The organism is Bacteroides sp. L008 (genome assembly GCF_040812255.1).
GTDB classification, from domain to species: domain Bacteria; phylum Bacteroidota; class Bacteroidia; order Bacteroidales; family Bacteroidaceae; genus Bacteroides; species Bacteroides vicugnae.
Map to the genome: position 1 here is coordinate 3110332 of NZ_JBFNXO010000001.1, position 14634 is coordinate 3124965.

At 48.3% G+C, this 14634-nt stretch carries 14 protein-coding genes and 2 pseudogenes; 14 read left to right on the forward strand and 2 right to left on the reverse strand.

The features are described 5' to 3' along the window. Positions 1–224 precede the first annotated feature (224 nt). Both AB3G73_RS12340 and AB3G73_RS12345 read right to left on the reverse strand, forming a co-directional pair. Positions 225–1370, reverse strand: a complete 1146-nt coding sequence (locus AB3G73_RS12340; RefSeq protein WP_032539977.1) for a site-specific integrase — start codon at positions 1368–1370, stop codon at positions 225–227. Between the two features lie 14 nt (positions 1371–1384). Beyond that, positions 1385–2527, reverse strand: coding sequence for a site-specific integrase (locus AB3G73_RS12345; RefSeq protein WP_032539976.1), 1143 nt, complete (start codon positions 2525–2527; stop codon positions 1385–1387). 193 nt (positions 2528–2720) lie between these two features. Between AB3G73_RS12345 and AB3G73_RS12350 the strand changes: the two are divergent. The 14 genes and pseudogenes from AB3G73_RS12350 to AB3G73_RS12415 form a co-directional block, all read left to right on the forward strand. Further along, positions 2721–3188 (forward strand): annotated as a pseudogene (locus tag AB3G73_RS12350) (hypothetical protein); the annotation flags it as partial. 65 nt (positions 3189–3253) lie between these two features. Then, positions 3254–3655, forward strand: a complete 402-nt coding sequence (locus AB3G73_RS12355; RefSeq protein ID WP_005816123.1) for a hypothetical protein — start codon at positions 3254–3256, stop codon at positions 3653–3655. Between the two features lie 3 nt (positions 3656–3658). Beyond that, a complete protein-coding gene (gene traK / locus AB3G73_RS12360; protein ID WP_005816126.1) occupies positions 3659–4273 on the forward strand; it encodes a conjugative transposon protein TraK in 615 nt (204 codons plus the stop codon). A 12-nt stretch (positions 4274–4285) separates the two neighbouring features. Further along, positions 4286–4705 carry a hypothetical protein gene (locus tag AB3G73_RS12365; protein WP_005816127.1) on the forward strand — a complete coding sequence of 140 codons (420 nt, stop codon included), beginning with the start codon at positions 4286–4288 and terminating at the stop codon, positions 4703–4705. Then, on the forward strand, positions 4689–5831 hold the full coding sequence (gene traM, locus AB3G73_RS12370; RefSeq protein WP_005816128.1) for a conjugative transposon protein TraM: 1143 nt from the start codon (positions 4689–4691) through the stop codon (positions 5829–5831). Before AB3G73_RS12365 ends, traM begins: the two co-directional genes overlap by 17 nt. Before the next feature lie 69 nt (positions 5832–5900). Continuing rightward, positions 5901–6746 (forward strand): conjugative transposon protein TraN, encoded by an 846-nt coding sequence (gene traN / locus AB3G73_RS12375; protein WP_005816133.1) that lies wholly within the window; start codon positions 5901–5903, stop codon positions 6744–6746. Next, entirely contained in the window at positions 6746–7291 is a 546-nt protein-coding gene (locus AB3G73_RS12380) for a hypothetical protein (protein WP_005816135.1), read from the forward strand. Before traN ends, AB3G73_RS12380 begins: the two co-directional genes overlap by 1 nt. Positions 7292–7299: 8 nt before the next feature. Continuing rightward, positions 7300–7953, forward strand: a complete 654-nt coding sequence (locus AB3G73_RS12385) for a hypothetical protein (RefSeq protein WP_005816136.1) — start codon at positions 7300–7302, stop codon at positions 7951–7953. 66 nt (positions 7954–8019) lie between these two features. After that, complete coding sequence (locus AB3G73_RS12390) at positions 8020–8928, forward strand: fimbrillin family protein (protein ID WP_005816138.1); 909 nt, start codon at positions 8020–8022, stop codon at positions 8926–8928. Between the two features lie 80 nt (positions 8929–9008). Then, positions 9009–11198 (forward strand): type IV secretory system conjugative DNA transfer family protein, encoded by a 2190-nt coding sequence (locus AB3G73_RS12395; RefSeq protein WP_005816140.1) that lies wholly within the window; start codon positions 9009–9011, stop codon positions 11196–11198. A 53-nt stretch (positions 11199–11251) separates the two neighbouring features. Continuing rightward, positions 11252–11749 (forward strand): hypothetical protein, encoded by a 498-nt coding sequence (locus AB3G73_RS12400; protein WP_005816141.1) that lies wholly within the window; start codon positions 11252–11254, stop codon positions 11747–11749. A gap of 88 nt (positions 11750–11837) precedes the next feature. Continuing rightward, positions 11838–13046 carry a putative resistance-associated DNA invertase gene (locus AB3G73_RS12405; RefSeq protein WP_005816149.1) on the forward strand — a complete coding sequence of 403 codons (1209 nt, stop codon included), beginning with the start codon at positions 11838–11840 and terminating at the stop codon, positions 13044–13046. 431 nt (positions 13047–13477) lie between these two features. After that, on the forward strand, positions 13478–14278 hold the full coding sequence (gene erm(F), locus AB3G73_RS12410; RefSeq protein ID WP_002682030.1) for a 23S rRNA (adenine(2058)-N(6))-methyltransferase Erm(F): 801 nt from the start codon (positions 13478–13480) through the stop codon (positions 14276–14278). Positions 14279–14387: 109 nt separating this feature from the next. After that, positions 14388–14606, forward strand: a pseudogene (locus tag AB3G73_RS12415) (GNAT family N-acetyltransferase); the annotation flags it as partial. Between the last annotated feature and the right edge of the window lie 28 nt (positions 14607–14634).

Genomic DNA, 14634 nt, shown 5'->3' on the forward strand with positions numbered 1-14634 from the left:
TTACGCTGTAAATTCAGATATAAGGTTTTGTGAGGTTTATGAGCTGCGTCCATAAATCTGAAATTATCTATCTCAATCAAGAAGATTAGTTCAGGTTTATGTATCTGATAAACAGATATGCCGAGTTTTGACCTCTTCGGATTGAAATCTGACAGGGAAGGTCAAAATTCGGCAATTATTCAAATAGGATTGGAACCGGTGGTAATGGAGTACAACGCAGGATGTCAGCCAAATACGTTATCAACCAGATTCACCGCTTCAACTTTCTTGCTGTCAACGATTTTCGCGTATATCTGCGTGGTCTTTACGTTGGCGTGGCCGAGCAGTTTGCTCGTGGTATAAAGGTCCGCTCCGAGGGTAAGCATCATCGTGGCGAACGTGTGGCGGCTCGTGTGATAGGTGATTTTTTTATTGATTCCTGCCGTTGCCATCCATTTGGCCAGTACCTTGTTGATATTGGGTTCTGCCGGGAGTCCGGCAAAGACATGCAGCCCGTCTTCCGCACCGTTCCTTTCAGGCAGCCAACGGACGGCATGGCGGGAAAGAGGCAAGTAAATCGGTGTGGTAGTTTTTTGCATCACGGTTGACATCCGGTATTGTTCCCCGTCCTGAACAATATCTTTCCATCGTAAGGCATAGACATCGCTCAACCTCAAACCGCAGTAACAGGCGAAAAGGTAGGCACGTTTCACGTCTTCACGGGGGCATTCCGTGTCGATCAGAATTTTAATCTCGTCAATGGTCAGGTATTCCCGTTTGGATTCCGGCACCTTGATACGTTCTGTGGCTGCAAGTGTCATTATCGGGTTCTCCGGGATAACTTCGGCACGGACGGCGGCGTTGAGTGCCGTGGAAAAATAGCCCACGTAGTCCGCTGCGCTTTTGGGTGAAAGCGGCTTGTCCCACCGGGTCTTGTAGGTGTGCTGAATCCAGTCGATGAAACCCAGACACCAGTCCTTGTCAATCTCTCTCATCCTCACCTTTTTCTTGTAAAGGGGAAGCAACCGGCAGACTGTCCGTAACAGTTTCAGTCCTCTCGCGCCTTTTCGTTCCTGTTCGGCAAGATAGGTTTCCATCCAGTCGTCCAGCAGCATTTTGGAACGGACGGATGTCTTTTTCAGTCCGGCCTTCGAGTGGGTCAGTTCGATGATGCGTTTTGATTTGATGGCTTCTACCGCCGCTTTTGTGGCACGGTTCTGCTCCTTGACCATAGGATTGATTTCGGGCAACAGGTATAGTTTCAAGAACTCGTAACTGCGTTTTCCGTCAACATAGATGTCGAGATAATAGGATTCCGAACCGTCGGCGAGCTTCTTCGTGCGCACCTTTACCGGTTCCTTGAGTCTGGTTGATTTCCTTGTTGTTGCCATATATAATAATGTATTTAGAATGCGTCGTCAACCAAGGCGATTGCATCGTCCTTTTTCTTGTCTACTATTTTCGCATAAACCTGTGTGGCACGCACGGAACGGTGGCCGAGGATTTTGGAAACGGTATAGATGTCCGCTCCGAGCGTCAGCAGCAGCACCGCGCATGAATGACGTGCCGTGTGAAATGTCACGTTCTTCTTTACGCCTGCCTTATCAGCCCAGTTCTTGAGACTGACACAAAGGTTGCTTGTATTGGGCAACCCTCCAAAGACAAGGCCATCCGGTGTGCAGCCATTACGTTCCGGCAACCATTTTACCGCTTGGGGCGAAAGGGGGATATAAACGGGATTCGTGGTCTTTGTCATAACTACAGACACGAGCCATTGCCCGCCTGATGTGGAGATGTCACGCCAGCGCAATTTCCGTATGTCACTGATACGAAGTCCACAAAAACAGGAAAACAGGTATGCCTGCCGTACCTGCTCGTTAAAGAATGGCGTGGCTATCATTTTCTTTATCTCCTCGATGGTCAGAAAATCCCGTTTGCTTTCGGGAACTTTGATTTTCTCGGTCATCTCCAGTTTGTACCAAGGATTTGATTCAATCAGTCTTTCACGCACAGCCTCGTTCAAAGCGGTACGCAAAGTGGTATAATAGGAATGGGCCGTCTTGGGAGTAACCTGTTTTCCCCATGCGGTCTTGCAGGAAGAGCGAAGCCAGTCGATATAATCAAGGTAGAACTGTCTGTCCACATCACGGAGCCTGACATCTGCACGGAATTTCAGCAGGTTCTTGCGGGCGTTGTCAATTCCGTTCAGGTCGCGTGCTCCCCGGTGTTCGTGGTTCTTGCGGACAATGGCCATCCAGTCGGACAGCAGCATATCGGAAGATTTGCTTTCCGGTACTGTTTCCACCTTCGCATTGAGCAGGGCTTCTGTCCGTTCTCGCTGGATATCTTCCGCCTTGCGGAGTGTCTGCGCGTTTTGCCGCTTTGCTTTGGCGGATGTTTCCGGCATGAGGTAGAGTTGCAGAAACTCGTACTCATGCCCGCCGTCTACGCTACGGTCAAGAAACAGGGATAAACGTCCGTCCGCCAGTTTGCGGTGACGTAACTTGAACGGAGATTTCTCTATTAATGATTTCTTTTTTCTTCCCATTGTATATCAGCGATTTATATCCATATACAAAGATAACAAATAATCCGGATATAAGTATCGTTTTAGGTAACAAAAATGTCGAATAATAGAGATTTTTAAGGAATACAACAGAAATCATCATTACTTAATAATACATTGATAATCAATATTTATATAGATTTTATTTGTTTTTATTTTCCCTTCGTTTCAATACATTGGCTAATGGGCGACGATATACTGTCAGCAGATATTGCTCGGAATGCTCACTATATTCGGTCCAATACAATGGGCATTTTCGTTGCTGCCCAAGTGGGAAGGAGCGTGGGCGAAGTGGCTAACCCGTTATTTGACAGTTCATTTCTACGGAGCCATGCTCTACTTCGTCGGTTTCTACGTCCTGTTGCTGTTTGATATTGTGCTCTGCATACAGGTAGAGAACCTGACGGCCATCACCGCCAGTGAGCAGACGATGGCAGCCTATCTGCAAAACTCGTTCTTCTCGGCAGGCTATCTGATGGCAGCGAGCATCGTGGCGTTGAAATGCCTGAACCTCGTGCCCGACCTTGCGGCATGGATGATACCAGAGGGCGACACCGCCTTCTCAACCCGAAACTTCGGCGAGGGCGTGGCACAACAAGCCAAGATGACGGCTACGGGAACCATGGCGACCGTGATGAGATAACATGTGAGTGTGCGGTGAGTCACCGCACCTCCTATTGAAACAAATAAAAGTAACCATCAAGAAAAATGAAAGCAAAAAATGAAATTGAGCGTTGGCTCAAAGATGAGAAATTCATGGCGTTTGCCAACAAGCGTGCAAAGGAAGAGTTTTTCAATTCCGAAAACAACTACATCGACCCACAGTATGAGGAGATGGCAGAAGGCTTTGAGGATAACGACGAGTATGTAGTGCCTATGGTAGATTACCTGAGTTATCGCTTGCATCGTGCCAAAATCTACAGAAATCGACGGAGACGTGAACGTGACATCTGGTGGGTGTGGATCCAACTGAAATACGAAGGCATCTACGTAGAGGCTTGCATCAAGTATTACGCCAAACTGGTGGAAGAAGTTGAGAAGGACATATACACCATCCTGCACCGTGAATATGTGAGAATGAAGAGAAATCAGACCTCAAACAAGCAGTAACGTATGGTAATCAAGAACTTAGAAAACAAAATCAAGCTGGTGGGCATCATCTGCTCTGCGTTCCTCATGGGCTGCATCATCATCTCGGTGTCGAGCATCTGGACGGCGCGCTGCATGGTGACGGACGCGCAGCAAAAGGTGTATGTATTGGACGGCAACGTGCCCATACTGGTGAACCGCACCACGATGGAGGAAACGCTGGATGTGGAGGCAAAGAGCCATATCGAGATGTTCCACCATTACTTCTTTACGCTTGCTCCCGATGACAAGTACATCCGCTATTCGATGGAGAAGGCGATGTATTTGGTCGATGAAACTGGTTTGGCGCAGTACAATACGCTGAAGGAAAAGGGCTTTTACAACAATATCATGGGTACGAGTGCCGTGTTCAGCATCTTTTGCGACAGCATCAAGTTCAACAAGGAGAAGATGGAGTTCACCTACTACGGTAGGCAAAGGATAGAGCGAAGGAGCAATATTCTGATGCGTGAATTGGTGACGGCGGGACAGGTGAAGCGCGTGCCGAGGACGGAGAACAATCCTCATGGACTGCTCATCACGAACTGGAGAACCTTGCTCAACAAGGATATTGAGCAGAAGTCGAAGTCAAACTTCTAATATCCTAGCGGTATGAGTGTAAAAGGAATCAGACGGATGCTTGTGGGCGAGGATATGCCCGACAAGAACGACCCCAAGTACAAGAAGCGGTATGAGAAGGAGGTGGCGGCAGGGCGCAAGTTTGCCAAGACCGCGAGGATAGACCGTGCGGCGGCTAAGGTGCAAGGCTTTGCCAATGCCCACAAGACGCTGTTTCTCGTCATCGTCTTCGGCTTTGTCGCCACGTGCTTCGGCATCAACATCTACAGGATGGTGCGGTATTACGGTCATCGGACGGAGGCTGCAAGTGCCATCGAGCGGCAGGAAGGGCGCATGAAGCAGATGATGAATGCAGCCCATTGCATCACTCCTCCCGTGACGCATCGAACCAACGAGGAGAATCGAGACAAGTCAGTAACATCAAAATCAGACAGCGATGAGAATAACAGATAAGATAAACTTCCGTCAGCCGAAGTACATGCTGCCAGCCATCGTGTACATCCCGTTGATTGCCACAGGCTATTTTGTCTTTGACATGTTCAATACGGAGGTGGCGGAAACGCAGGACAAGAACCTGCAGACCACCGAGTTTCTGAACCCCAACCTGCCCGGAGCGCAGATTAAGAATGGTGACGGCATCGGTGGCAAGTATGAGAACATGGCGAAGTCGTATGGTCGCATAGCAGACTATTCGGCTGTTGATAACATTGAGCGTGACAACGAAGAAGAGAAAGAAGCGTATGAATCCAAGTACACAGAAGAAGACCTTGCGGAACTCGTCCGTCAGGCAGAAGAGAAGGACGATGCAGCCGAAGTGGCCGATGCCAAGGCGCGAGAAGCGGAAGCACTCGAAGCACTCAACAAGGCACTCGCCGAAGCGAGGCTGAGAGGACAGGCGGCAGTTGCCCCCGTGGCCCAGGATACCACACAGGCTGGGCCTCCCAAGGAGCAGATTGAGGTGAAAGGTCAGATTGCCGAGGACAGCAAGGCGGTGAAGGCACTGGACGAGGAGGACAAGGCACAGGAGGTGGTGAAGAAGGTGAAGGTGACTTCGGACTATTTCAACACCCTGACGCAGAACGAGCATGAGCCAAAGCTCATCAAGGCCATCATTGACGAGGACGTGAAGGCTACGGACGGGTCGAGGGTGCGGCTGAGACTGTTGGACGATATTGAGATTGGTGAGACCGTGGTGAAGAAAGGGTCGTACCTCTATGCCACCATGAGCGGTTTCGGTTCGCAGCGAGTGAAGGGTAGCATCAACTCCATCCTTGTGGATGACGAGCTGATAAAGGTTTCGCTTTCGCTTTATGACACGGACGGACTGGAGGGACTGTATGTCCCCGGCAGCCAGTTCCGTGAGACCACGAAAGATGTGGCGAGCGGTGCTATGCAGAGCAACATGAACATCGACCAGAGTGGAGCGAACAACAGTTTCTCGCAATGGGGAATGCAAGCCGTGACCAATGCCTACCAGAAGACAAGCAATGCCATCAGCAAGGCTATCAAGAAGAACAAAGTGAAGCTGAAGTATGGGACGTTTGTTTACCTTGTAAATGGGAAAGAGAAAAGGAAATAGACACTGCCCGACAACGGAATTGTCGGGAACGGTGGCTCATAGAGTATAAACATCAAAAAATCAACTAATATGAATTGTTTTCAGAAAATGAATGTCTGTGCATTGCTTTCGCTGAGCGTGCTTTCAGCCAAGGCGCAGACCACCTACATGGAGATGGAGCAGCTGACGGTCAACGACCAAGTGACCACCGTCATCACCGCCTCCGAACCCATCCGCTTTGTCGATATATCCACAGACAAGGTGGTGGGCGACCAACCCATCAACAACACCATCCGCCTGAAGCCGAAGGACAACGTGTATGCCGACGGTGAGGTGTTGGCGATAGTGACAATCGTGACGGAACGCTACCGCACGCAGTATGCACTGCTCTATACCACGAGGATGCAGGAGGCAGTAACCGATAAGGAAATAGAATGCTCGGAGCGCAATGCCTACAACAATCCCGCTGTAAGCCTGTCCACTGCCGACATGACCAAGTATGCACGTCAGATATGGTCATCGTCTGCCAAATACCGCAACGTGGCGACGAAGATGCACCGCATGGTAATGCGCCTGAACAACATCTACAGCGTGGGCGAATATTTCTTCATCGACTTCTCCGTGGAGAACAAGACCAACATCCGCTTCGACATCGACGAGATGCGCATCAAACTATCGGACAAGAAGCAGAGCAAGGCTACCAATGCGCAGATAGTGGAACTGACCCCATCTCTTGTGTTGGACGATGCGAAGACCTTCAAGTATGGCTATCGCAACGTGATTGTGGTGAAGAAGATGACCTTCCCCAACGACAAGGTGCTGACCATCGAGCTGTCGGAAAAACAGATAAGTGGACGCACCATCTCGCTCAGCATCGACTATGAGGATGTGCTGTCTGCCGATTCGTTTAACCATATACTGTTGGAGGAGGAATAATGAGAATTAGGAATGAGGAATTAGGAGTGAGGAATTGGCTTGTGCATACCTTACTCGTTGTCATCTGTTTTATGGCAAGCATGACTCCGGCAATGGCGCAGCAGAATAGCGACCGCATATCCTTGGGGTTCGGATGCCTGTATGAGCGAGGACTGGACGTGACGCTGTCCTACGAGTATGAGACGAAGTACCACAATGCGTGGGAGTATTTTGCAAACGGATATATCAAGTGGAACGAGTGCGCATCGTGCGGTCATGTCTGTCCTGAGAGTTTTTGGAACAACTACCGCAGTTATGGTTTCGGCTTTGCCTATAAGCCCTGTGTGGCAAGAGGACGCAACCACCATGGCAACATGCGCATAGGAGCATCGGCAGGTAGCGATACTGACAGGTTCTTGGGTGGCATCCACCTCGGCTATGAGCAAAACTATACACTCAGACACGGCTGGAAGCTCTTCTGGCAGGTGAAGACCGATGTGATGATCAAGGGTGAAGACCTGTTCAGAACGGGTATTGTCCTGGGTGTGAAACTTCCTGTAAAATGACTATGCGTATGAAGAAACTGTTTTCAATCTTGGCAGTTGCGGCAACGGTGTTGCTGACTGCCTGTGACGAGCATCAGGACTTTCCCGACACAGCCATGAAGGTCACCCATATCTTGACCACTGACGGCAAGGTGATGCCCTACGAAACCTACGAGCAATCGTGCAAGCAAGCCATTGCAGTGGTGTTCAACGTCAATCAGAGGGAAGAAATGGAGGGAAACGGATATGCCGTCTATCTGTGGGACATCGCTCCCGAAGCCTTTGCTGACAGTATCGGTGTGGAACAGGACACATCCTGTGACCTCACCGCCTACGACGGCAACAAGAACACTTTTGCCCTTTATGGCACGACCGATGTGAAGTCGCCTTTGGCTGAGCGTGTCTTCGACATGTGGCGTTACGGGCAAAGTGCCTATATCCCCAGTGTGGCACAGATGCGTCTGCTCTATCATGCCAAGGACATCATCAACCCATACATCCTGAAATGCGGCGGCACACCTATCCCCGATGAGGATGATGACTGTTGGTATTGGACTTCAACGGAGGTAGAAGGACAAGCGACCGCCAAGGCATGGCTTTACTCACTGGGAAGCGGTGCCATACAGGAGACTCCCAAGTGGCAGCCGCATAAGGCGAGACCCATCATCACGATTATGGATTAGCCCATATACAGACATCGAGTATCACCCGTATCATCATCAAAGTACAACAATTAAAAAAGAAAAAGCATGAAAAAGAATTTGTTTCTAATGTTGGGACTTGGAGCCATGCTCCTCACGTCCTGTGACCAAGACATCGTCAATGAGATTTACCTGCCCGGTGGCGGAGGTTCTGTGGTCGTGACCGACAGCACATCAACCAAGCAGCTTCAGGTATTCACCAATCTGGAGATGCTGCAACCTGCCGTTTCCACACGAGCCGTTGACAACCAGTGGGAACTCAATGATATGATTGGCATCTCTTCCACAGGGATGATCAACAATATGAAGTTCACCCGAAGCGGCGGCACGAATCAGTTTGTGTCAGCCAACAAGGTGTTTTTCACGGACACAGACACTCACACCTTCAATGCCTACTATCCCTATACGGCAAATCCTACCAACGACCTCATAGAGTTCCAAGTGCCGGAGGCAGCTGTACAGAGTGAGCAGAAGGTCAATGATTTTCTGTTTGCCAGTGGAGCGGCATCATACGCCAATCCGAGCCTTACATTGAACTTCACCCATCAGATGGTGCGTGTCATCATCAAGGTCTATACCTCACCAGAATACGGTTTCACCACCAATGATTTTGCAGGAAGCCTACTCACGTTCGTCGGTTATTTTGACAGCGGTACTTTCAACATCAAGACCGGAAAGGTAGAATGCAGTGACGAGTCGGTGACGACCTATTATTTCGGCGACCCACAAAGTGACCACATGGAATATACGCTTTATGTTCCTGCACAGGTTATGCCAGACATGACATTGCAACTCAGCAATGGGGAGAACTTCGTATTCCTCACAAACGACACGTGGAAAGCGGGTCATTCCTACAGCTATTCATTGAAGCCTGTACGCAACACCTTGGAGGTCATATCTGCAACTATTTCTCCGTGGACAGTAGAGTCTGAGAAGACCATCAACGGCTACGAATAAAACTCATAAGAGGATTGGAGGGTGTCCACCGTGGCATCCTTCATCTTTTCTCATTATCACCCAACATCATCGTAAAGTAAATGGAAGAAAGCAAAGAGTTACAGGGTTTTTACAAGATATTCAGGGCGGTGATTTATGTCTCCATCCTGATGGAGTTCTTCGCCTACGCACTGGAGCCGGAGCAGTTGGACTTCTTGGGCGGCGTAGTGACGGATATCCACACTCGCATCAAGCGGTGGATGATTTACCATGACGGCAACCTCGTGTATAGCAAGGTGGCTACGTTCCTGCTGATATGTATCACCTGTGTGGGAACGCGCAACAAGAAGCATCTGGAGTTTGACGCTCGCAGGCAGGTGCTCTATCCGCTGCTGTCGGGAGTGCTGCTGATTGTGCAGTCCGTATGGCTGTTCGGTCATTCGATAATGCCCTGTTTCTATACCCTCCGTTTGAACACTTGGCTCTATATGCTCACTTCCATCGTCGGTGTCGTATTGGTGCATATCGCCCTCGACAATATCTCTAAGTTCCTGAAGGAAGGGCTGCTGAAAGACCGCTTCAACTTCGAGAATGAGAGCTTTGAGCAATGCAGGGAGTTGCAGGAGAACAAGTACAGCGTGAACATCCCTATGCGCTATTATTACAAGGGCAAGTTCCGCAAGGGATGGGTGAACATCGTCAATCCGTTCCGTGGCACATGGGTTGTGGGTACTCCTGGTTCTGGTAAGACCTTCTCCATCATCGAGCCGTTTATCAGGCAGCACAGCGAGAAGGGCTTTGCCATGGTGGTGTACGACTATAAGTTTCCCACTCTCGCCACCAAACTCTACTATCATTACTTGAAGAACAAGAATGCCAAGGACAGCAAGATGCCCCATGGCATGAAGTTCAACATCATCAACTTTGTGGATGTGGAGTATTCGCGCCGTGTGAACCCCATCCAGTTGAAGTACATCAACAACCTTGCCGCAGCGAGCGAGACCGCCGAGACCCTGCTTGAATCCCTGCAAAAAGGCAAGAAGGAAGGCGGCGGTGGCAGCGACCAGTTCTTCCAGACCTCTGCCGTCAACTTCCTTGCCGCCTGCATCTATTTCTTCTGCAACTACGGCAAGGAGCCCTACGACAAGGACGGAAAGATGCTGATTGCCGAGCGGCGTGAAGACCCAAAGACGAAAAGGCTGATACCCACAGGACGGGTGTTCGACCATTCGGGCGCGGAGGTGCAGCCCGCTTATTGGTTGGGCAAGTACAGCGACATGCCACATATCCTATCGTTCCTCAATGAGAGTTATCAGACCATCTTCGAGGTACTTCAGACCGACAACGAGGTAGCCCCCTTGCTTGGCCCGTTCCAGACTGCCTTTGCCAACAAAGCCATGGAGCAGTTGGAAGGTATGATTGGCACGCTACGTGTCTATACCTCCCGTCTCGCCACCAAGGAATCTTACTGGATATTCCACAAGGACGGCGATGACTTCGACCTGAAGGTCAGTGACCCGAAGAATCCAAGTTATCTGCTCATTGCCAACGACCCCGAGATGGAGAGCATCATCGGTGCACTGAATGCCTTGATTCTCAACCGCCTTGTAACGAGGGTGAATACAGGACAGGGCAAGAACGTTCCTGTCAGCATCATCGTCGATGAGTTGCCGACCTTGTATTTCCACAAGATAGACCGACTGATAGGCACAGCCCGAAGCAACAAGGTGAGCGTGGCACTTGGCTTTCAGGAACTTCCGCAGTTGGAAGCCGATTATGGCAAGGTGGGTATGCAGAAAATCATCACCACCGTGGGCAATGTGGTGAGCGGTTCGGCAAGAGCCAAGGAAACCCTCGAATGGCTGTCGAGTGACATCTTCGGTAAAGTAGTGCAACTCAAAAAGGGCGTGACCATCGACCGTGACAAGACCTCCATCAACCTCAATGAGAATATGGACAGCCTGGTGCCTGCAAGCAAAATCTCCGATATGCCCACAGGTTGGATATGTGGACAGACCGCCCGTGACTTCGTAGTCACCAAGACCGGGATGAACGGAAGCATGAACATCCAGGAGAGCGAGGAGTTCAAGACATCCAAGTTCTACTGCAAGACCGACTTCGATATGACGGAAATAAAGAAGGAGGAATCGGAGTATGTCCCTCTCCCTAAGTTCTATAAGTTCAAGTCGAAAGAAGAGCGAGAGCGCATCCTCTACAAGAACTTCGTTCAGGTTGGGGAGGACGTGAAAGCCATGATTAAAGAGATTCAGCAGTTCCGCACTATGATGTAGTGATATTGATTAGAGTGCGGTGAGACATCGCACCTCCTATATAAAATAATGTAATGAGAAGATACATCATCGTACTATTGAGCATGTTGGCCATCTGTAGCGTGCCCTGTCAAAGCCAAACCATTGACAGGGCACTGTTTGAACGGATGGTAGCCATTACCAAACACTTCGAGGGTTGGCACGACCCAAAGACCACACCGGGCTATGTGGGCTATGGTCACCAGCTACAGAAGGGAGAGCGTTTCCCGAAAACACTGACACGTCAGCGTGCAGATTTGCTGTTACGGACAGACCTCCTCCGGCACCTGCGCCTATATGCCCGTTATGGCAGGGATGCTTATCTGCTTGCCACCCTCTCGTACCAGATTGGACCAGCCAAGTTGTTAGGCAATGGACGATACCCGAAAGCGTCCCTGCTCACCCGATTGGAACGTGGCGACAGGGACATCCTGCCACTCTATCTGAGCTATTGCAAATGGAGGGGAAAAGCAGTGGCATCCATTAGGAAACGGAGGTGGGTGGAATATCAGCTGTTGTATGCCGAGCGGTGAGGCACCATCCCTCCTATACCTGTTTGTCTGTCACTTATATTATATATAAAGGTAATAATTGCAATTTCAATGTTAAAGTCAGAGCATTATGGCATCCATCAAATTAAAGTTCAGAACATCATCTGTTCAAGAGAAAGAGGGTCGCCTGTATTATCAGGTGATACACAATCGTGTGGCACGTCAGATCCATACAGAGTACAGAATCTATTCCTCAGAGTGGGATGCGGACCATTCAAACATCATTTTGCCAACTTCCGTCACTCCACAACGTCAAGCCTATCTTCTTTCCTTGAAAGATACATTGGATGCTGACAGGAAGAAACTGCTGTTGGTCATTGCACGGTTGGACAAGGAAGGGCAGTCATATACAGCAGACACCGTCGTTGACAACTTCCATGAGGGAAAAGAATTACATGGCATTATCGGCTATACGCTGGAGTTGAACGAAAAACTGAGACGCATCGGCAAGAAGCGGATGGTAGCAAGGTACAAAACCACCCTCAACAGCCTCCAGCGTTACCTGAAAGGAGGCGATGTGCCATTGGAGGAAGTCGATGGGACAACGATACAAGGCTATGAACAGTGGCTGAAAGACAGCGGACTGTGCCGCAACACCACCTCTTTCTACATCCGCAACCTGCGCACCATCTACAATCATGCCGTAGATGACGGACTGGTCATCTCTTCCTCACCGTTCAAGCATGTATATACCGGCATCGACAAGACCGTCAAGCGGGCACTCCCCTTGGAAATCATCAAGCAACTGAAAGAGCTGGACTTGAGTCTGAACCCCCGTTTGGAGCTTGCAAGGGATATGTTCCTGTTCAGTTTCTATACCCGTGGGATGTCGTTCATCGATATGGCACAACTTACACCAAGCAATCTGCATGGCAGTACGCTCATTTACCGCCGTCAGAAGACCTCACAACAGTTGCACATCAAATGGGAACCTGCCATGCAGGAGATAGTGGCGAAGTACAAAACAGATGATTCTCCCTACCTGCTCCCTATAGCAAAAGGAGAGGGAGCCATATTCTGGAGACAGTACAAGAATGCCTATAGCCGTATCACCAAGCAGTTGAAGAAAATCGGAGAAATGATAGGCCTGTCCGTACCCCTGACCACCTACGTAGCCCGCCACTCCTGGGCAAGCATAGCCAAGAGCAAGAACGTGCCCGTATCTACTATCAGCGAGGCATTGGGGCATGACTCCGAGAAAACCACACAGATATACCTCTCCTCATTGGACACCTCTGTCGTTGACAACGCCAACAATCTCATCATCAATTCTCTTTAGGAGGTGCAGCGTCTCACTGCACCTTTATTTCAATATTTATAACTATTGTATTGCGGTGTGATACCGCAACTATAATAAAAAAGTCGGGGATTGTTGAGCAAAAAGGTGTTTCTCTCTTTAAGAGAAACTCTTCGGGATGCAAAAATATGAAAATAACTCCAATTCACCAAATTATATAGCGACTTTTTTACAAAAATGCTAAAATTTGTTGATTTCCGTCAAGCAATTGTTGAGCAAATATGTCTTTTACGATAAAATGATACCTCAATATCAACTGTTTAGCAAAACGATATTTCTCTTAAAGAGAGAAACATCTTTTGCATACCTTTTCCGACCGAATTTTTATGTCGTAAAGAGGGGCTTTGCAGGGGGTGGACTCAGAAAGATGAGAATAGATGACTATTGTAGTATTCACCTGTAAGAAGTTACTAATGACAAAAAAGAAATTGCCCGTTCGTTTTACGGGTCAGCACTTTACTATTGATAAAGTGCTAATAAAAGATGCAATAAGACAAGCAAATATAAGTAATCAGGATACGGTTTTAGATATTGGGGCAGGCAAGGGGTTTCTTACTGTTCATTTATTAAAAATCGCCAACAATGTTGTTGCTATTGAAAACGACACAGCTTTGGTTGAACATTTACGAAAATTATTTTCTGATGCCCGAAATGTTCAAGTTGTCGGTTGTGATTTTAGGAATTTTGCAGTTCCGAAATTTCCTTTCAAAGTGGTGTCAAATATTCCTTATGGCATTACTTCCGATATTTTCAAAATCCTGATGTTTGAGAGTCTTGGAAATTTTCTGGGAGGTTCCATTGTCCTTCAATTAGAACCTACACAAAAGTTATTTTCGAGGAAGCTTTACAATCCATATACCGTTTTCTATCATACTTTTTTTGATTTGAAACTTGTCTATGAGGTAGGTCCTGAAAGTTTCTTGCCACCGCCAACTGTCAAATCAGCCCTGTTAAACATTAAAAGAAAACACTTATTTTTTGATTTTAAGTTTAAAGCCAAATACTTAGCATTTATTTCCTGTCTGTTAGAGAAACCTGATTTATCTGTAAAAACAGCTTTAAAGTCGATTTTCAGGAAAAGTCAGGTCAGGTCAATTTCGGAAAAATTCGGTTTAAACCTTAATGCTCAAATTGTTTGTTTGTCTCCAAGTCAATGGTTAAACTGTTTTTTGGAAATGCTGGAAGTTGTCCCTGAAAAATTTCATCCTTCGTAGTTCAAAGTCGGGTGGTTGTCAAGATGATTTTTTTGGTTTGGTGTCGTCTTTTTTTAAGCTGCCGCATAACGGCTGGCAAATTGGCGATGGAGCCGACTTTTAGCACAAATATCTTTTCCGAGAGGCGGGCGCACGGCGTATCTATGGATTTGTGGAAGATGACAATATCCGCTCCAAACGCTTATGCGAACGTCTTGGTATGCGCCGCGAAGGATGTTTCAAAGAGTTTGTGACATTCGTAAACAATCCTGACGGCTCCCCAAAATATGAAGATACCTGTGTTTATGCCATTCTCGAAAAAGAGTGGAATACCATCCGTCAGTGGTGACACACCAAACCTATTATGAATTAATACA